Origin of the sequence: Chryseolinea serpens (assembly GCF_900129725.1) — a bacterium.
Lineage (GTDB): Bacteria > Bacteroidota > Bacteroidia > Cytophagales > Cyclobacteriaceae > Chryseolinea > Chryseolinea serpens.
This window is the reverse complement of the sequence record NZ_FQWQ01000001.1, coordinates 162,415-179,681: the sequence shown is the minus strand read 5'-3', so window position 1 is coordinate 179,681 and position 17,267 is coordinate 162,415. Positions and strand designations below refer to the sequence as shown.

The 17,267-nt window shown below is 52.3% G+C and carries 15 protein-coding genes; 3 read left to right on the top strand and 12 right to left on the bottom strand.

What is annotated here, in order from left to right:
- Positions 1 to 17 precede the first annotated feature (17 nt).
- Positions 18 to 632: a TetR/AcrR family transcriptional regulator gene (locus tag BUB30_RS00625; RefSeq protein ID WP_073129869.1), complete on the bottom strand. Its 615-nt coding sequence runs from the start codon at positions 630 to 632 to the stop codon at positions 18 to 20.
- Between the two features lie 283 nt (positions 633 to 915).
- On the opposite strand from BUB30_RS00625, the gene BUB30_RS00620 reads away from it, so the two are divergent.
- On the top strand, positions 916 to 1,746 hold the full coding sequence (locus tag BUB30_RS00620; RefSeq protein WP_073129867.1) for an MBL fold metallo-hydrolase: 831 nt from the start codon (positions 916 to 918) through the stop codon (positions 1,744 to 1,746).
- 20 nt (positions 1,747 to 1,766) lie between these two features.
- Here BUB30_RS00620 and BUB30_RS00615 read toward each other — a convergent pair whose 3' ends face one another.
- The 10 genes from BUB30_RS00615 to BUB30_RS00570 all read right to left on the bottom strand — a co-directional run bounded on the left by BUB30_RS00615 (position 1,767) and on the right by BUB30_RS00570 (position 12,991).
- Entirely contained in the window at positions 1,767 to 2,741 is a 975-nt protein-coding gene (locus BUB30_RS00615; RefSeq protein ID WP_073129865.1) for a glycoside hydrolase family 43 protein, read from the bottom strand.
- A 74-nt stretch (positions 2,742 to 2,815) separates the two neighbouring features.
- A complete protein-coding gene (locus BUB30_RS00610; protein ID WP_073129863.1) occupies positions 2,816 to 3,127 on the bottom strand; it encodes a hypothetical protein in 312 nt (103 codons plus the stop codon).
- A 6-nt stretch (positions 3,128 to 3,133) separates the two neighbouring features.
- On the bottom strand, positions 3,134 to 4,171 hold the full coding sequence (locus tag BUB30_RS00605; RefSeq protein WP_073129861.1) for a carbohydrate kinase family protein: 1,038 nt from the start codon (positions 4,169 to 4,171) through the stop codon (positions 3,134 to 3,136).
- On the bottom strand, positions 4,168 to 5,070 hold the full coding sequence (locus BUB30_RS00600) for a sugar phosphate isomerase family (protein ID WP_073134598.1): 903 nt from the start codon (positions 5,068 to 5,070) through the stop codon (positions 4,168 to 4,170). The genes BUB30_RS00605 and BUB30_RS00600 overlap by 4 nt, the downstream gene beginning before the upstream one ends.
- A 128-nt stretch (positions 5,071 to 5,198) precedes the next feature.
- Positions 5,199 to 7,331, bottom strand: coding sequence for an outer membrane protein assembly factor BamB family protein (locus BUB30_RS00595; protein ID WP_073129860.1), 2,133 nt, complete (start codon positions 7,329 to 7,331; stop codon positions 5,199 to 5,201).
- 64 nt (positions 7,332 to 7,395) lie between these two features.
- Entirely contained in the window at positions 7,396 to 8,883 is a 1,488-nt protein-coding gene (locus BUB30_RS00590; protein ID WP_073129858.1) for a hypothetical protein, read from the bottom strand.
- A 31-nt stretch (positions 8,884 to 8,914) separates the two neighbouring features.
- Positions 8,915 to 9,991 carry an amidohydrolase family protein gene (locus BUB30_RS00585; RefSeq protein WP_073129856.1) on the bottom strand — a complete coding sequence of 359 codons (1,077 nt, stop codon included), beginning with the start codon at positions 9,989 to 9,991 and terminating at the stop codon, positions 8,915 to 8,917.
- Between the two features lie 8 nt (positions 9,992 to 9,999).
- Positions 10,000 to 10,821, bottom strand: a complete 822-nt coding sequence (locus tag BUB30_RS00580) for a class II fructose-bisphosphate aldolase (RefSeq protein WP_073129855.1) — start codon at positions 10,819 to 10,821, stop codon at positions 10,000 to 10,002.
- 1 nt (position 10,822) lies between these two features.
- Complete coding sequence (locus BUB30_RS00575; protein ID WP_073129853.1) at positions 10,823 to 11,770, bottom strand: carbohydrate kinase family protein; 948 nt, start codon at positions 11,768 to 11,770, stop codon at positions 10,823 to 10,825.
- A gap of 60 nt (positions 11,771 to 11,830) precedes the next feature.
- The gene (locus BUB30_RS00570; protein WP_073129851.1) at positions 11,831 to 12,991 is read right to left on the bottom strand and encodes an SIS domain-containing protein; all 1,161 of its coding nucleotides are present in this window, start codon (positions 12,989 to 12,991) and stop codon (positions 11,831 to 11,833) included.
- A 123-nt stretch (positions 12,992 to 13,114) separates the two neighbouring features.
- On the opposite strand from BUB30_RS00570, the gene BUB30_RS34765 reads away from it, so the two are divergent.
- On the top strand, positions 13,115 to 13,318 hold the full coding sequence (locus tag BUB30_RS34765; RefSeq protein WP_143164711.1) for a hypothetical protein: 204 nt from the start codon (positions 13,115 to 13,117) through the stop codon (positions 13,316 to 13,318).
- A gap of 3 nt (positions 13,319 to 13,321) precedes the next feature.
- Positions 13,322 to 16,432 (top strand): DUF5107 domain-containing protein, encoded by a 3,111-nt coding sequence (locus BUB30_RS00560; protein ID WP_073129847.1) that lies wholly within the window; start codon positions 13,322 to 13,324, stop codon positions 16,430 to 16,432.
- A gap of 144 nt (positions 16,433 to 16,576) precedes the next feature.
- Here the strand turns inward: BUB30_RS00560 and BUB30_RS34760 are convergent, their stop codons facing one another.
- Positions 16,577 to 17,041: a hypothetical protein gene (locus tag BUB30_RS34760; protein WP_143164710.1), complete on the bottom strand. Its 465-nt coding sequence runs from the start codon at positions 17,039 to 17,041 to the stop codon at positions 16,577 to 16,579.
- Positions 17,042 to 17,267 lie beyond the last annotated feature (226 nt).

The window sequence follows — 17,267 nt, the reverse complement described above, 5'->3', positions numbered from 1 at the left end:
TTCCTGTCCAAAAAAAACTACTTCACTTTCAGGATGGCCCCAATCCATTTGGGGATCAGCGTCTTCCGCTCCTCCATCAGCGCCTGGTATTCCTTCGCACTGAGCGAGCCAATGGCCTGCAGCACCGGTCGTCCGATAAACGGGAAGAGGGTCATGCCCATGATGCTCATCACGAACTGGATCGGATGCATATCGGGGCGCCGTTCCCGCAATTGTTTGATAAAGTATGAGTCGCGTAAGATCTTGCCTGCCTGGATGCGCTGACCAAATCGTTCGGGATCTGCCCGAATTTCGCTCAGCACAAAAAGCGGGAGGTCCGGATTGGCGCTCAGCAACTCAATATAGGCATGCACCACCATCTCGACCTTTCTTTCCAGCGTAGTGATCTCCTCGTCCAGGATCGGGTAGAGGTTGCCAAACAGTTGTTGCAACTTTTCCATCATCACGATCTCGAACAACGCCTGCTTGCTCCTGAAGTAATAGTTCAGCAACGCCAGGTTGAGCCCTGCTTCTTCGGCGATGTCGCGCGTTCGGGTGGCGGCAAATCCCTTTTGGGTGAACACCTTACGGGCTGCTTCCTTGATCTTTTCTTCCGTGGATACGTCGGCTTCTACTGGTTTCTTTTTGGCCATGTGCTGTTGCAATTGTACGACAAAGGTAAAGCATAGTTTCAGATTTAATCAAATATTTTAATCAAATGATTAAAAATTTCTCAAATCATTTGTAACAAACTGATTAAAAGTTATTTACGACCATCCTAATGCTTCTGTTTTTCTCCAATATGGCGTTGAGAACCAATCGTTTTGGTCCATGGTCCATCGACAGGCATGCATGACGCGACAGGTCTTTCGATAGAAATTTTTATCGTGCAAGTTGAAAATAGAGTGTGGTCCTATTGCTAACTTGTCGCGTCTTATGGCGCTGTACATTTCATCTTTAAATTCGGGAAGCAACGGCAACTGCTACTACATCGGCAACGACACCGATGCCGTGTTGGTGGATGCCGGCATTTCGTGCCGCGAAACCGAAAAGCGCATGAAACGCCTCGGCCTGAACATGCGGAAAGTGCGCGCCATCTTCGTCACGCACGAACACGCCGACCACATCCACGGTCTCACACAACTGGTCAAAAAATTTAACATCCCGGCCTACATCACGACGCCCACGCTACACGAAGGCAAGTTGAAGATGGCCGAGCACCTGATCCAGCCGTTCGCGGCCTATAGCCCAATGGCCATCGGAACCTTGTCGGTCACCGCCTTTCCCAAACTTCACGACGCCTGCGATCCGCACAGTTTTACGGTGACCGATGGCCAGGTGAAAGTGGGCGTGTTCACCGACATCGGCACACCGTGCAAGCACGTGATCCATCACTTCCAGCAATGTCACGCCGCGTTCCTGGAAGCCAACTACGACGACGAGATGTTGGACAATGGCCGCTACCCTATCCACCTGAAGAATCGCATCCGCGGCGAGCGGGGGCATCTCTCCAACGCCCAGGCGCTGCGCCTGTTCACGCATCACCGGCCGGAATACATGAGCCACTTGTTGCTCTCGCATTTGTCTAAACACAACAACCATCCGCAGATCGTGGAAGATCTGTTCCGGCGCAATGCCCGAAACACCAAGATCGTGATCGCCACCCGCTACGAAGAAACACCGGTGTTTCGCATCACTAAGCCTGTTCAATTGACAGAGAAGAAAGCACAGCCGGATGCGGCCAGCCTTCAGCTTGCGCTTTTCTGAGATCGCCTTTCATTCCAGAACTATTTTATGATTTGTGGCTTCACGCCGGCAACGGTTAACCGCACGGGCTTGATCAAACCCTTTTCGTCAAATTGCAAGACCTCGATACAGGTCTCGCGGTGATTGGCATCTTTCTCGTTGAGTGGCCGCCGGTGGTAGACGATGTACCATTCCTTTGCGCCGGGCACATGCAGGATAGAATGATGACCTGCACCGCGCGCCACCGCCGCATCTTGCTGCAGGATCTTGCCGATCCGTTTAAAAGGACCAAAGGGAGAGTCAGCCATCGCATAGGCCACGGAGTAGTCAGGGCCACCCCAATCTCCCTCCGACCACATGAAATAATACTTGTTATCTTTTATGAACATCACGGGGCCCTCCACATATCCCTGTGGGGTGATCTCTTTAAAACTCGTGCCGTCTTCAAAAGGAAGAATGGCGGTGAAATCGTCGTTCAGTTTGGCAATGTTGCAATGGCGCCAGCCTCCGTAGAGAATGTAGTAGGAACCGTCTTTATCTCTGAAAACAAATTGATCGATGGGTTGCGCTCCATTTTGAAACTTGTCGATGAGGGGCTTGCCCAGCAGATCCTGAAACGGACCTTGCGGCTGCCCGGCAACGGCCACCCCAATCCCGCCGTTTTCCGCGTCGCTTTGGATGTCGTTGGCACCGAAGAACAAATAGTATTTCCCGTCTTTCTCTACGGCTGCCGGCGCCCACATCGCACGACGCGCCCACTTCACGCGGGCGGTGTCGAGGATGTGTTCATGCTTGGTCCAGTGAACCAGATCGGGCGACGAGAAGGCGTCGAAGAAAACCTGACGATCGAACACGTCGGAGTAGGTTGGATAGATCCAATAAGTATTGCCAAAGATGACGCCTTCCGGGTCGGCATACCAGCCGGGAAACAACGGGTTGCCTGAGGTCTTCTTGGGTTGGGCAAAAAGGAATGAGCTGGTCGCTAAAAGCAGGAAAAACAAGACGTTGCTGCGCATGTGGAAAAGGGGGTTATCTCTGAACGATAAAGATAAACCACTCTTTCCCTTTTACAAACCGCGGCAGCTGCCGGTTAAAAATCCAGCGACTTGTAGAATTCGATTTTCACAAGCCGGATAAACGCCACCTGTTGCCGGAAAAGATCTTCGTGGCCATCGTCGCCGCTAAAAAAATTCAGGGTCTGGTAGGCCGTTTCGAGGTCTGGAAATTCGTATTGCCAGATCAGGGAATGCGCCGGCTCGCCACCGGAGATCGGCTGCATGCGCTTTCCCTTGGGATAGTCCGGGCGCTGCTTCTCCAACGCGTCGAATTGTTTTTCCAGGGCCATGAATTCCCGCTCGTAGGCCGGATCGAATTGCTGGATGATGCGCATGATGACTCCCATAGGCAATCAGTCGTTTAATAGGTTTTGGATGGACGTAGTGAGGGCAAAGCCGGTTTCCGTGGCAAAGGTTCTTAGCGAGACCCGGTCAATACCTTTGTGGATCGTATGCGGAGAGGTTACGCTCATTCCTGCCAGCAAGGTGGCCAGGCACTGGGCTTCCGGCAACGGCAAGTTCAACGCAAGCCCGCAAAGCAGTCCTGAAAAAAATGCATCGCCCGCTCCTGCCGTACTTTTTACGTCAACGGAAAGACACGGAGCGTGGTGCCATCGCGCACCATCCCAGCACCAGCTTCCCGCCCGACCGCCGGTGACGGAGATCAACATGCGATCATGATAACGCTGCAGCGTAGCTGTGACATGTTCCACCACTTCTTCATCACGCGTGGTCTCTTCCTTTCGTGCCAACGCACGCGCCTCATCCATGTTGATGGCCAGCAGGTCGACGTCTGCAAAAACTGAGGCGTCCATTTGCTTCAGCTCCTCGGATGTAAACGATGCCGCGCAAAATAAACCGTGTTCGCGACCGAGGGCTAGCAGCGCTTTCCTCGAGGCCAGCGGCACCTCGGGCGCCGCCATGGCTAACCCCTTTTTTCCAAGGGCTTTGATCTCCGGTAGGGCGTTGTCAATGTCTCCGACGGAAACTTGTGCACTCGCCGAATTATCGGTGGTAAGGTTGCCCCCACTGCCGTCGGGATAATAAAAACAAAATGAAAAAAGCGTAGCGGCACCGGCCTTTTTTTGAACGTGATCCATCGAAAAACCAGTGGCCTTCATTTCGTGGTAGAGCCTGTAGCCGGTATCGTCCTCTCCCACGCTGCCAATAGGGATCACGTGGAACGGATCGCCCAGCAATACTTTTACGTAGTGTAAAATGATATGTTGTTTACAATAATCCTCGATATCAAAAAAATGGCCACTGCGGCTTTCTTCCCGGCCCAGGGTGTGCTCTCCATTCAACTGGAAAAATTTACCCGAACCAATTCCTCCCGTGCCGATCAGGCCGGTGTATTTCAATTGCTGCTTGTGGAATGTCAAGGGTTTCATTTGGAAGACAGGCCCAGGTCCCAATCCGGGTTTTCGCTTATGGGATGCGTGGCGGTTTTAACTGTCGCGGTAATCAGCACATCGGGATGTTCCTGGCAAAGCGTGATGGGGTATTCCGGCGTTAAATGACCAAACAAAGCCACCCGCAGTGCCGTTTGCTTCCACTTGCCTGTATCGCTATACAACCGCACTTTTTTCGCCGAGAGACATTCCTTCACTCCCAACGTTACCGACATGGGTGGAACAAACTGATATGCCGCGCCGAACGTGCGCTGCGCCAATGCAATGATCGTGTCGATATTATTTTCCTGGACCCGGATGGTCGACTGCCTGAGATCATCCAGGGAGACCTTGCTGAACGGGTGGCGCCTCGCCTGGTTGTAGGCAATGTGCCCGTCTTGTCCCCATCCACCGTACGTGATGTCGATCGGCGCCTGTTCGATCTTTTCCTTCACGTCCAACGTATTGTTGGCATTGAGCCAATGCCGGTTTTCTGTGGGGACGGCCAGGGAAGAATGGATGGGATCATAAAAATTTCTCTCCATGAAGCCTCTGAAATTATAGGGGTGCTTCTTTGGCAGTTCGCGCCCCTGCCAGTCGAGGCATTCGTCCATGTGAAAGACCACGAAGTTCTTCAACGAAATTTTCTTTTCATTTATCAACGCGGTGAACGGCGCATACCAGCACGCGGGGCCACACGGAATGATCGCTCGCGTCGATCTGTTGCCAGCATTATTCTTTTGGATCTCGTCGGCAAGTTCGCGTGCCATGACGATTCCCATGTGTTGAGAGTCACGCACGAGCCGGAAGGGAACTTTGCGCAACGGGTGCGTTTCCAATTGATCGCACGGAATGCTGCACCATGTATAAAGTTCCTCTGCTGTTATGTCTGATGTCATGTTTGTCGGGTTGTGATCGGGTCTTCTTTGAAGAGGCGTGGCGCGGGAAATTCTCATTCAAAGAAAAAATATTTTTGCATGATGCGTCTGTGAAGATACTACCGGAGCGGCAACGGATGTTCCGGAATTTATTTCTTCAACGCAAAAGCCACATAGGCATCGCCGGAAGGCGAACCCACCTTGCCACCACCGCCTGCAGCAATGACGATGTATTGCCTGCCGTCGACACTATACGTGGCGGGGGTTGCGTAGCCGCCCGCAGGTAATTTATATTCCCATATTAGCTTACCGGTCTTCTTGTCGAACGCCCTGAATTTTTCATCCCGCGTGGCGCCGACAAATACCAGTCCACTGGCGGTAACCATGGTACCCCCCAGGTTTTGGGTGCCCGTTGGCGGGATCCCTTTTTTTATCAACTCGGGATACTCGCCTAACGGAACCTGCCAGAGGCGATCGCCGGTGTTCAGATCGATGGCATTGAGTGTACCCCAGGGCGGCTTCACGCCGGGGTAGCCTTCCTGATCGGTGAGCGCATTCCAGCCGTCGTGCACATAGCGGTACGTGGTGGGTTGGGATGGGGTGTTTGCAGGTTTTGCGGACGCCTCTTTTTTATCAAACAAATACGCGATGAGTGCGTCTTTATCCGTTGCCGAAATATTGGGGAAGGCGGGCATTTGTCCACGTCCGGTTTTCAAAAGGGTACGTACGGCGTCTTCCTTTTTTCGCTTGGCGAGATTTTGCAGCGAAGGAAAAACACCGGTGCCCGCGCGATCGGCACCGTGACACATCGTGCAATTGTTCAACGTATAGACTTTCTCGCCCGCCGAAGCCAGCAACTGTCCGTCCGACATTTCCATCGCTTTCATTTTGATGAGCAGTGGAATTTCATTGGCATTCACATACAAAACTCCCGTCTCCGGATCGAACGAAGCGCCGCCCCATTCTGCGCCACCGCGCGTGCCGGGGAACTGCACGACGCCGTCGGTGCTGGGTGGGGTATAAATGCTGCCCCTGCGTGCGCCGGTGATCTTTGCTTTTACATAGTCGTGGGACGCTTGTGAAATATTCGTGATGTCATCTTCGGTAAAGTTGTGTCGCACAAAGGGCAACGGTTTTACGGGGAACGGCTGCGTGGGCCAGGTCTCTTCCGCCATCAGGTCAGACTTGGGTACGGGTCGCTCTTCAATGGGGTACACAGGCTCGCCGCTTTCCCGTTCGAACAAAAAGACCATGCCCATCTTGGTGACCTGGGCCACGGCGTCGATTTCTTTTCCGTCCTTGTGGAGCGTCACCAGGGTTGGCGGCGCGGGAAGGTCGTAGTCCCACAGATCGTGGTGCACCAATTGGTGGTGCCATTTGCGCGTACCGGTTTTAGCGTCCAGCGCGATGAGGCAATTGCCAAAGAGGTTCTCTCCTTTCCGGTTGCCCCCATAAAAATCGAACGCGGGCGACCCTGTGGGGACAAATACAAGACCAAGCTTTTCATCCAGCGTCATCCCAGCCCAACTGTTGGTGCCGCCCACTTGCGTGTAGGCGTCTTTATCCCACGTGTCGTGACCGTATTCGCCGGGTTGGGGGATCGTGTGAAACGTCCAGGCAATCTTTCCCGTGGCAGCATCATAAGCCCGCACAAAGCCCGGGGCGGCATCGTAGCCTTCACCGAGCGCTGTGCCCTGTATGAGCAAATCGCCATAAATAATGCCGGGGGATGTGGCCCACACCGCCAGCGTGCTGGGGTCTCTACCTAAACCGTCGCGCAGATCGACGCGGCCTGCGACACCGAATGTTGGGATCAGACTGCCGTTGTCGGCGTTGAGGGCATAGAGATGGGGGCCTGCTGAAAAAAATATCCGTTTGTCTGTCCCCTTTTCCCAATACGTTACGCCGCGGTTAACGCCCGTTGCCTCGCTGTTCACAAAGGGATCGAACTTCCACAGTTCCTTTCCCGTGCCTGGTTCGAGTGCGACGAGTTTTAACTGCGGCGAAGTGACATACATCTTGCCGTTTACAATAATCGGATTGCATTGAATCGCTGAACGGTTCCCTTCCCGCGCATCCCCGGTGTGATACGTCCAGGCCACTTCCAGTTGGTTCACATTTTCCGGTGTGATCTCATCCAGTGTCGAATAGCCGGTGCTGCCGGCATCGCCGCGATAGACCGACCATGTCGTGTGCGCTTCGCGGTTCTTGGTGCACGCCAAGACGATCGCCAGGATGAAACAGGCAAAGAAGGGCGTAAAAAAAGAACGGTCTCTTGGCATGGTGAAAGAAGTTTTACGGCTCGAAAGTCGGGATCACATTAACTTATCACATCCCGTTAAAGATCTAAAATGCGTCTGTTGCGTACTGAATTTTTATCTCACCGCGCGAGCCCTGCATGTCCAACGCGCGCACCGTTGCGTGCAGATACTCGCCGTCGTGAACAAAGCGCTTCATCTCCAGTGCTTTTCCCGAGACGGCAACGTTGCCGGGCTTAGGGCACTTAATCTTCACGGTTTGTTCGCCATACATTTTTAAGTGGAGCTGCAATTCATTTCCTTGCTGGCGCATGGCATAGGGGTTGTAGGTGCCGTCATGCAAAACGTGCACGGGCATGGCTTGCGTTCCGAGGGTATACGTTAGTTCGTAGAGCTGGGGAGCGAGTTGTGGTAGATATAAAAAAGCAAATCCTTCCTCTTCATAATACGCGGGGATCATCCCCCCATTGAGGGTTGCCGATGAAACATGCTCTCCTTTTTTCAACAGGATCTTCAACACCATGTTGCCCAAGATGTCCCGGGCATAGGCTTCTTTCGGCATCTCGCTATTGTCGATCGTCACGGAGCCCTCGCGTGTCTCTGTTACTTGCGTATACCGGCGATAGAGCCATTGGGAGTGCAGCTGTTCGGTGTTCTTGGCGATGTAGCGATCTTCCAGTCTTTGAAATTTTTTGTAGTAGTTGATCCACTGCGTCGTCACATCGGCTTGTACAAAATCGTCTTGTGCCAGCCAGTTCACCCAGTGGCTTTCTACGATGTCGGTGCTTTGCATATCGATGAGCACTTTGGGCAACGATTGCAGCTCATACCAAAGGTTGCCATAGTTCATGCGATTGATCACGTGCGTGCCGTGGTCGAAGCCGCCACCGTTGGTTTCGGGTGGAGGCGACAATTCGGGGATTTGTGCAAAATCGGTGTTCGCATATTTAACGCCGGCTTCGGTCAGCAATTTTCCCAGGCTATAGTCGCCGTCGGGATTCCAGTAATAGCTATAGGCGCAGGGCACGAAGCTTTCGGGAAACGAGTGGCCGTGTTGAGGGGTGATGTCATATTGGGCCATGATCTCGATGAACCCCTGGATATGTTTCCGGAGGTCGTTCTCCGGCCAGGGCTTGCGGTCGATCAGGTTGTACCATTCCGCCCGGCGTTGAATGCCATCCCCGGCCCAGTACTCGTGGCCCGTGCCGTGGAAACCGAATTCCATAAAAGCGGCCTGTTCTTTCACATAGGCCATGATGGCAAATTCCTTATCGCTCACCCGGCCTTTGTTATTCCATTTCTCGCGCTGATAGGTGGTGGTGGGATATTTGGCCAGCACATTCTCCCGGTCCATTTCGCTCAAGATGAAAAGGCTTTGAATGCGGGCGCCTACTGCTTTGCCCACTTCCACCACGTAGGAATAGTCGTTCAAATCGAATAGACGCTTCACGCCGGCACGGTGGGGACCGGAGGGGGTTTGGCGCGAGAGGTTGCTGCCTTCATTCCATCCCAAATCATCAATGGCCACGGCAAAGCCACGGGGAAAGATGATCCTTTTCAAATTGTTCCGCTCCATCGTTCTGTACTGCTTTAAACCATCGACAGTTTTATCGTTTTAAAATTTTCATTGCATTTGTTTTGTACACCTTCTTCAGCACGGCGTCGCTCAGCCCAAACCCGCTCAGGGCCCAATGGTAGCCGGTCTGGCCGTTCGAATAAAAATGCTCATCGTTGGACTCCAGGATGCGAAATGTAAACGCATACATGTCCGGGCTCGCGCCCATGTCCGTTCCATATACAATGCGATCCTGGTATTTTTCAAAGAAGGCTTTCATATACCGCGGTATCGTGGCCGTTTCTGCGTAGCGGGCCGCGAGGTCGGCATACAAGTTCGGATATTTGTCGAATAGATTGCCGAGAATGCTGAGATCATATTCGCAGTTGGCATAGTGACAAGCAATGAATGTGGTGCCCGGATTATCACGCACGGCATTTTCCAGCGTTTTGATCAGCTGCGCATGGCTCAAGATGCCTGGCTTTGTCTGGTCCACTTTCCATTCATAGGCATTCATCAAACCATCGTTGGTAGAGTCCATGGGCTCATACATCCACATGGGTTCAGCCACGTGAACGTTGACCGGCAACTTCAATTCGCCGCATTTTTTCCAAAGGGGTTTCATGCGCGGGTCGTCGATGTGCATGCCCCATCCCTTGGTGGGCGACGAATAAAATTCACCCAGCCCTTTGTCGCCCAACTCCCCTACGCCTTTGGCTCCGAGGCGCGCGCAACGTTCCAGTTCTTTTACGGCACGCTCCGACCAACCCGGTTCAAGATAGCCCGTGTGATCAAAACCGCACCACACTTCGAAGCGGTTGCCAAAGGCCGAATATACCTGATAGATAGAGTCGAACTTGGCGCCAGTGGCATACGACAGGATGAGTGTTTTTTCAATCCCGCACTTGTCCATCGTTTTCACCCATTCCTGAATGTCGGCTTTGGTTTTGCCGTAAGGATGCGAGTGCATGTCGATGACCGGGAATTTCGCTTTCTCGATCCGGGTGATGGGAATTTTATAGATGGATTTTGGCCGATAATTTTTTAGGAGCAGTTCATCGGGTGTTTGCGCCTGGGCCGCCGCGGTGATAAAAAGCAGCCAGACGCCGAATCGTTTTACAATTGTCATGGGATATTTTAGTTAGGGGAAACCACTTCCAATTTCTCGCCGATCAGCTTCACCACCGACTGCGTGGCCTGCGGAAAGATCTTGCGCAAATCTATTTCATCATTGTCCTGCAACACTTGTTGCAGTGTTTTCATAAAAATGTTCTTCGTCTCCGTGGCCAGGTTCACCTTGGTGATGCCCCGCTTCACTGCCTCGCGGATCTGTGCTTCCGGAATGCCCGACGACCCGTGCAACACCAGCGCCGCTGGCGTGGCCGCGTGAATGGCCGACAACAATTCGAGTTGCAACTGTGGCGTTTCTTTGTAGAATCCGTGTGCCGAACCGATCGCGATCGCCAGAGCATGTGCCCCCGTTTCATCGATGAATCGCTTTGCTTCTTCCGGCTGCGTGTATTGACTCACCTTCTGCACCTGGCCCAGCTTTGCTACGTATCCTAACTCCGCTTCAACATTTGCGTTATACTTTTCCGCCAGCCTCACGACCGCGGAGGTGATCTTCACATTTTCTTCGAAAGGTTTTTCACTGGCGTCGATCATCACCGAATCGAAACCGGCATCGAGACAGCGGTGTGCCATTTCCTGCGAGCTTCCGTGATCGAGGTGAAGCCAGCCCTCTACCCCATATTCTTCCAACGCCGTTCTCGCCAACCCTGCGGCTACGCGCAATCCGAGGTATTGGATGGAGCTTTCCGACAATTGAAGGATGATCGGCTTGTGGGTTGCTTTTGCCGCCTGCAGCACGCCGGAGAGGGTTTCAAAATTATAGAAATTCGTGGCCAGCAATGCCTTGCCGTTTTGTCCGAGAGCTTTCAGTTTGTCTTGTAGGCGCATTTTAAAACGTGTAGTTAAAAGTGGATTGTGCGATGGTCTTGACCAGGCTCAGGTTCTCAAATGCGCCTGTGCCGCCGTGACGTGTCGTGTTGATGGCTCCCGTGAGGGCGCCGAACTCCAGGCATTCCTGCCAGGATCGTTGTTGCAAAAATTTATGGATGAAGCCCGCATCAAAGCTGTCGCCCGCCCCGATGCTGTCCACCACCGAAGTATTCACGAATGCGCGTTGGTGATAAAGCGATTGGCCATCCCAGAGGTAGGCTCCCTCGCTGCCGTTTTTTACCACGAATGCATTGCCGAATTCGCGCATGTAGGCCAGCGCTTCCTGGAGGTCAGCGATGCCCGTGAGGGCTTTTAGTTCTGCCGTGTTGGGCATGAAAATGTCGACGTGGGGAAGCAAGGCTTTCAGGTCGAGGTCCCACGTCTCGGAAGGGTCCCACTGCGGGTCGATCGAAGTTGTGAGGCCCAGCGCCTTGGCTTGCCGGAAGAGGGCGACAATATCTTTGCGGATACCTTGTTGAAGAAAGATGGAGCTTAAATGCAGGTGTCGCGCCTGGAGGAGCTTTTCGGTGGAGATATCCTCCAGTGTCAGGTGACTCATCGCGCCGGGGTAGGTCACCATGGCGCGGTCTTCCGAAAAATTCAATACGATGGTGGCACCCGTGTTGTGTTGCGGGGTGTGGAGGATATTACGGGTATCCACGCCCTTCGCGTGCAGGCTGGACAGGATGTGATCGCCAAAGTTGTCGAGGCCGATCTTGCCGGCATAAGTCACTTTCGTTCCCAACGTACTGAGGTTGCTGGCAAAGATGGCCGAGCTGCTGCCCAACGTGAGCGTCATTTGATGCGCCAGCACTTCTTTGCCCATCTCGGGGAATTTGTCGATGGTGTTCAGGATCAGGTCTACGTTCAATTCGCCCACCACCAATACATCGAAATGTTTCTCCATAGTTCTTTTCGGGGAATTAAAAGCCAGTATAGAAAGACCGTTGCATTTTCCAAAGGGCTTTTATGTGAGCGAATAGATGTTTACCCCTTCCACCACACGCGTGATGGCGCCCGTGGCCGATGGTGCGTCGGGCATCAGACCCGAGGCGAGCGACTTGAAGAAGCCCAGCAACTGCGCCGGTATGATGTAGCATACGGCCAGGAACTCCTCCTCTACCGATTTTCCATTTTCGGAAAGCTGAAACGCATGCTGCAGGGTGATGTCTTTGATCTCTGATTCGGAAATGCCTATTTCCAGGAGCGGAGGCGTTCCTTTCTTCATGGCCAGGATGAGATCTCTTTCGTAGTGATAGGCGTAGGCGTTGTTCGTCAACAGGTACACCACCAACGTGGTTTCGTCCACGACGGCTTTTGGACCATGACGGAAGCCCAGGTAAGAATCATTTTTACAGATCACTTTGCCGTCGGTGAATTCCTGCAATTTTAAGTGCGACTCGGTGGCGGTTCCGAAGAACGGGCCTGAGCCGAGAAACACGGCGCGTCGAAAATCTTTTTTGGCGATCTCCCGGAAATCTCCGGCATAGAGCTCGATCAATTTGCGGCCGTACTTGATAACGGTTTCCACACTGCTCTCCAACGTTTTCAGATCTTTCCGCTTCGCGATGAGCAGGCCCACCAACAACATGGTGGAATAGCTGCTGGTCATGGCCAGGCTTTGATCGTTGGACTCGGGTGGAAGATTAATGATGTAGTGGCGGGACTTGGAGGAGTAGTGTGCCAATTTTCCCTCGGCATTGCAGGTGATGATGAGGTGATAGCACGTGTGGCATATTTCGTCCGCCAAGGCAATGGCCGCCACGCTTTCGGGACTGTTGCCCGAGCGCGCAAAGGAAACGAGCAACGTTGGGATCTCTGGTGTTAAATAATCTTTCGGATGCGAAACGATGTCGGTTGTGGCGATGCAGTCCGTGGCGATGCCCGAATGGCGTTGAAAGACACCGCGCAGGGAAAGGCCGATAAAGGCACTGGTGCCGGCGCCGGCTAAAATGATCCGCTTGGTATTGCCCAATGCCTCGTCCATAAACTGGGCGATGGCAACTTCCTGATGTTTAATCTCTTCAAATGTTTTCTTCCAAAGTTCCGGCTGCTGGCAAATCTCCCTGGCCGTGTGTATCCCCCCTGATTTGACGAGATCGGATGCCTCTATCCCCAGATATTTCATATGTCCTTGTCTTTTAGTCGTGACAGAGCAAAAGTAGCAATAAAAATAAATTATACTTTCGTTTTGTTGCTTTTTTATAGTTCAAAACTTTCTTTTATTTACTATTCGATAACATTAAACCTTTTGAAGCGTGATCTATTTCATTTAAGGCTTGCTAAAGGTTATTTTCAGCTTATGAAAGAAAAACGCCAAATTTCCCCGTTCCAGGCCTATGAATTTACGGCTTTCCAAGGCACAGGAGAAGGCGCGCGTCCTCATTTCCATGGTTGGAAATTGCTTTTACCGGCATCCCAATATTTAACATTCACCCTAGCCCTGCACTTTTAACTTATGAACATTCGCATTTTCCTTTCCCTACTTTTCATTTTCCCGTTGCTGGCAACGGCGCAAAAGGCCGTGGTCACTGAAACCGAAAAAGAGTTTCTCACCTACCCTTTCGGCGAACCCAGCCCCGTGCCTATCCTGGCCGAGCGCAGCAACCGCATCTATCCGTATCACTCCTTCGATGGCTACAGCGCCACCGGTCAAAAGCAAAAATGGAAAGTGGTCAAGTTGGAGAACGACTATATTGAAGTGTACATCCTCCCGCAGGTGGGTGGCAAAGTGTGGGGTGCCATCGAAAAATCGACGGGCAAGGAATTCATCTATCGCAATGAAGTGATGAAGTTCCGCAACATTTCCATGCGTGGCCCGTGGACCAGCGGCGGCATCGAATTCAACTTCGGCTACATCGGCCACACACCCGCTACCACGAATCCCGTAGATTACAAGACGCAAGAAAATGCCGATGGCAGCGTGAGCTGTTTTGTCGGCACCATGGACCTTCCCTCGCGCACGCAATGGCGCGTGGAGATCAGGCTCCCCAAAGACAAGGCCTATTTTGAAACCCATGCTCTCTGGAACAACCCCACTCCGATCACACAATCGTATTACAACTGGATGACCGGCGCGGCTGTGGTTTCGGATGATCTCGAATTCTTTTATCCCGGCGACGAAGAACTGGGCCACGATGGCGCGAACGGTCCCTGGCCCGTGGATGCCGCCGGCCGCGATATCTCGAAATACGCCAACAGCAGATTCGGCTCCCACCGTTCCTCGCACATCGTGGGTGAATACACCGACTTCATGGGCGGCTATTACCACAAATCGAATTTCGGCTTTGGCCACTGGGCCCTCTACAACGATATGCCTGGACACAAGCTGTGGCTCTGGGCGCTGTCGCGCAACGGCGGCATTTGGGAAGATCTGCTCACCGATACGGATGGTCAATATATGGAGTTCCAGGCCGGCCGCATGTTCAACCAATTCCAGGCCTCATCCCTGCGTACACCGATCACCCAAGTTCCATTTTCTCCCGGCATGACCGACCGTTGGCAAGAGCTATGGTTCCCCGTGAAAGACATCGGCGGCCTCAGCGATGTTTCGCCTCAGGGTGTGTTGCATGTGACGCGCGATCAGGGAAAGCTCTCCATCGGCGTGAATGCATTGGCAGCCTCGCAGGCAAAGATCATCGTGACCTCGAACGGAAAGGTTATCCACGCGGAAAGCAAATCGCTCAAGCCCATGGAAGTAGTCCAAACGTCTGTGCCGCTGGACGGCAAAGCTCCTTTTGAAGTGGTGGTAGAAGGCATGGACCTGCGGTATAGTTCCGAAAATAAAAATCTCATCAAGCGACCTTTCGCTTCCTCCTTCAAAGCCGATCCTACCAGCGCGTCCTATTTGTATTATGCCGGCATGGAACAAAAGGAATCCCGAAATTATAAAGGCGCCAAAACATTTCTGTTGAATTGCCTGACCAAAGACGCCCAACACATCGGTGCCGTGACCGCGCTCTCCGAATTGTATTATCGCAGTCACCAATTCGACTCCGCGCTGTACTACAGCAACCTGGGTTTGCAATTGGATGCCTATGATCCTGGTGTGAATTATTATGCCGGGGTCAACTACCGGGCGCAGGGGGACTTACTCAATGCGCTGGAAACCTTCGGATGGGCCGCGCGTTCTGCCGAATACCGTTCGCCAGCCTATGCGCAAATGGCCGCCATCGAAATCCAACGCGGCGACCTTACACTGGGCGAACAATACGCACAGCAAGCGATTGATTTTAATCGGTATAATTTCAACGCCCTGCATACGCTCGCGATCATCTATCGAAAAACAAATCGCGCCGCCGAAGCCGACAAAACCCTGGAGAAGCTGCTCACCGCAGACGCGCTCGATCATTTTGCCGATTTTGAGAAATACCTGCTGCACAACACACCCGACAACCTCGCCCGGTTCAAGGCTACCATTCAAAATGAATTCCCTTATCAAACTTACCTGGAAGTCGCGCTGCAATACCAGTCCCTGGGACTTGCCGACGATGCCATACAAGTTCTTGACAAAGCACCGGCCCAACCGTTGGTCCACTTGTGGAAGGCCTACCTGAAGCAAGATGCCTCCGCCTTGACTGCCATCGCCGCCGAATCACCCGCGTTTGTTTTTCCGTTCCGCCTCGAGACGGTGGAGGTGCTGCAATGGGCCACACAAAAAAGCGACCATTGGAAATTCAAATACTATCTCGCCCTCAACGATTGGGGCATTCAACGCGAGAAAGATGCGCTCACCCTGTTCCAAGCCTGCGGCACCGCGCCCGATTATGCGCCCTTCTACACCTCGCGCGCCTTCCTCCAGAAAGGAAAAGACTCCCGGCAGGAACTCGCTGACCTGGAAACCGCCCAACGCCTCGACCCAAAAGACTGGAGGACCACCAGCACACTGATCGAATACTACGAACGCCAACAGGACCATCAAAAAACACTGACGCTCTCAGCCGCTGCTGTTAAGAAATTCAAAGGCAACTACACCCTGGGGCTGCAATATGCGAAAGCCCTTCTTAACACCGGCCAATACGCCGCCAGCGTGAAAACCCTGGAAGGAATGACCATCCTTCCCTTTGAAGGTTCCAGCGACGGCAAGACCGTCTACGAACAAGCCTACATGCTCTGGGCCCTCGACCTGATCGGCAAAAAGAAATACGCCGACGCCATGACCAAACTGGAGAAATCAAAAGCATGGCCCGAGAATCTCGGCGTGGGCAAACCCTATGACGCCGACACCCGGATGCAGGAATATGCGGAGGCATTCTGTTTGCAAAAAATGAACAAAGGCAAGGAAGCAGAAGCGCTTCAGACCGCGATCATCGAATACTCCAATCAACAACCGCTTGAGCCGACCCTCAACAACATTTTACCGTTTTGGGTATGGCAAAAGAAAGGAGACAAAGCCGCAATGCAAGCGTGGATTGAAAAGCTGAATACTGTGGCCTCACAACGTCCCGCCCATCGCTGGGTAGTGGCAACTGCCAGCGGCGACCAGAGCGGCAAGCAATCGGCTGAAACCGGGTTGAAAGGAAATCCTTATTTCTTGATTGTTGAAAAATTGAAGGGCTTAGGCATATAAAATTCCCCATATCAGAGTGTTGACTCCCTCGCCCGCAACTTGTTGATGGATCTCTACGAACAAGTTGCGGGCGCGAGTCGTATATCCAATGTCCATTAATCTGCTCAACAAAGATGCGGAACGTTGGCCTCCACTATACTCCTGCTATTTTACCACTGGCAATTTTCCGTATACATAATATTGGTGGCCATACAGTACTGGTATGAGGGCTAACATCAATTCTTCTGGGTAATCGTCATTTTCTAAATGAAATCTATAGTTCTTTCCATCAATTAGTTCGATTTCGATGTCTTTCACCTCAGCTTCAGATTCATTTGTCACGTAAGCGTCTTTTAGTTTAGTCAAATCAATTTGACTAAGTCCTTTACATATATCATCAAAAGTACCCGCTTTAAGCTGAATGATCTTCGTTCCAGTACTTGGATCTTTGTCGCTTAATTGCTGGAAAATAAGATTATCACCTCGTGAATAGGTTACCTTGTAGTTGTTAGCAAATAGTCCCAGACCTTGTTCGTATACGTGTGCCTTGATGGTTTTAATCGAACAATTCAAGTTAGCTTCTCTACTTCTATCTTGTACCAAAATCACTGTATCTCTGGCGGCTTTCAATGTTATTTCGTCACTGCGAGTACATTCTATTTTGAACGATTCCCACCGGCCATACGGCACGCTGTATATCTGCAATGTATCGTCTATAATCCGGTAGCTCTCGGTGTTTCCATAGTATACAAAGGGATATCGGCCCAGCCTCCAGTCGGAAGAATCCCATGGTAAAATACTGTAGGAAAAACCCGATGCAAGTTCAAGTCGATCTTTAAAAAATTCAACACGATTA

Coding starts and splice junctions, on each gene's coding strand:
- BUB30_RS00625 (WP_073129869.1), bottom strand. CDS start 632: ATGGCCAAAAAGAAACCAGTAGAAGCCGACGTATCCACGGAAGAAAAG.
- BUB30_RS00620 (WP_073129867.1), top strand. CDS start 916: ATGGCGCTGTACATTTCATCTTTAAATTCGGGAAGCAACGGCAACTGC.
- BUB30_RS00615 (WP_073129865.1), bottom strand. CDS start 2,741: ATGCGCAGCAACGTCTTGTTTTTCCTGCTTTTAGCGACCAGCTCATTC.
- BUB30_RS00610 (WP_073129863.1), bottom strand. CDS start 3,127: ATGGGAGTCATCATGCGCATCATCCAGCAATTCGATCCGGCCTACGAG.
- BUB30_RS00605 (WP_073129861.1), bottom strand. CDS start 4,171: ATGAAACCCTTGACATTCCACAAGCAGCAATTGAAATACACCGGCCTG.
- BUB30_RS00600 (WP_073134598.1), bottom strand. CDS start 5,070: ATGACATCAGACATAACAGCAGAGGAACTTTATACATGGTGCAGCATT.
- BUB30_RS00595 (WP_073129860.1), bottom strand. CDS start 7,331: ATGCCAAGAGACCGTTCTTTTTTTACGCCCTTCTTTGCCTGTTTCATC.
- BUB30_RS00590 (WP_073129858.1), bottom strand. CDS start 8,883: ATGGAGCGGAACAATTTGAAAAGGATCATCTTTCCCCGTGGCTTTGCC.
- BUB30_RS00585 (WP_073129856.1), bottom strand. CDS start 9,991: ATGACAATTGTAAAACGATTCGGCGTCTGGCTGCTTTTTATCACCGCG.
- BUB30_RS00580 (WP_073129855.1), bottom strand. CDS start 10,821: ATGCGCCTACAAGACAAACTGAAAGCTCTCGGACAAAACGGCAAGGCA.
- BUB30_RS00575 (WP_073129853.1), bottom strand. CDS start 11,770: ATGGAGAAACATTTCGATGTATTGGTGGTGGGCGAATTGAACGTAGAC.
- BUB30_RS00570 (WP_073129851.1), bottom strand. CDS start 12,991: ATGAAATATCTGGGGATAGAGGCATCCGATCTCGTCAAATCAGGGGGG.
- BUB30_RS00560 (WP_073129847.1), top strand. CDS start 13,322: ATGAACATTCGCATTTTCCTTTCCCTACTTTTCATTTTCCCGTTGCTG.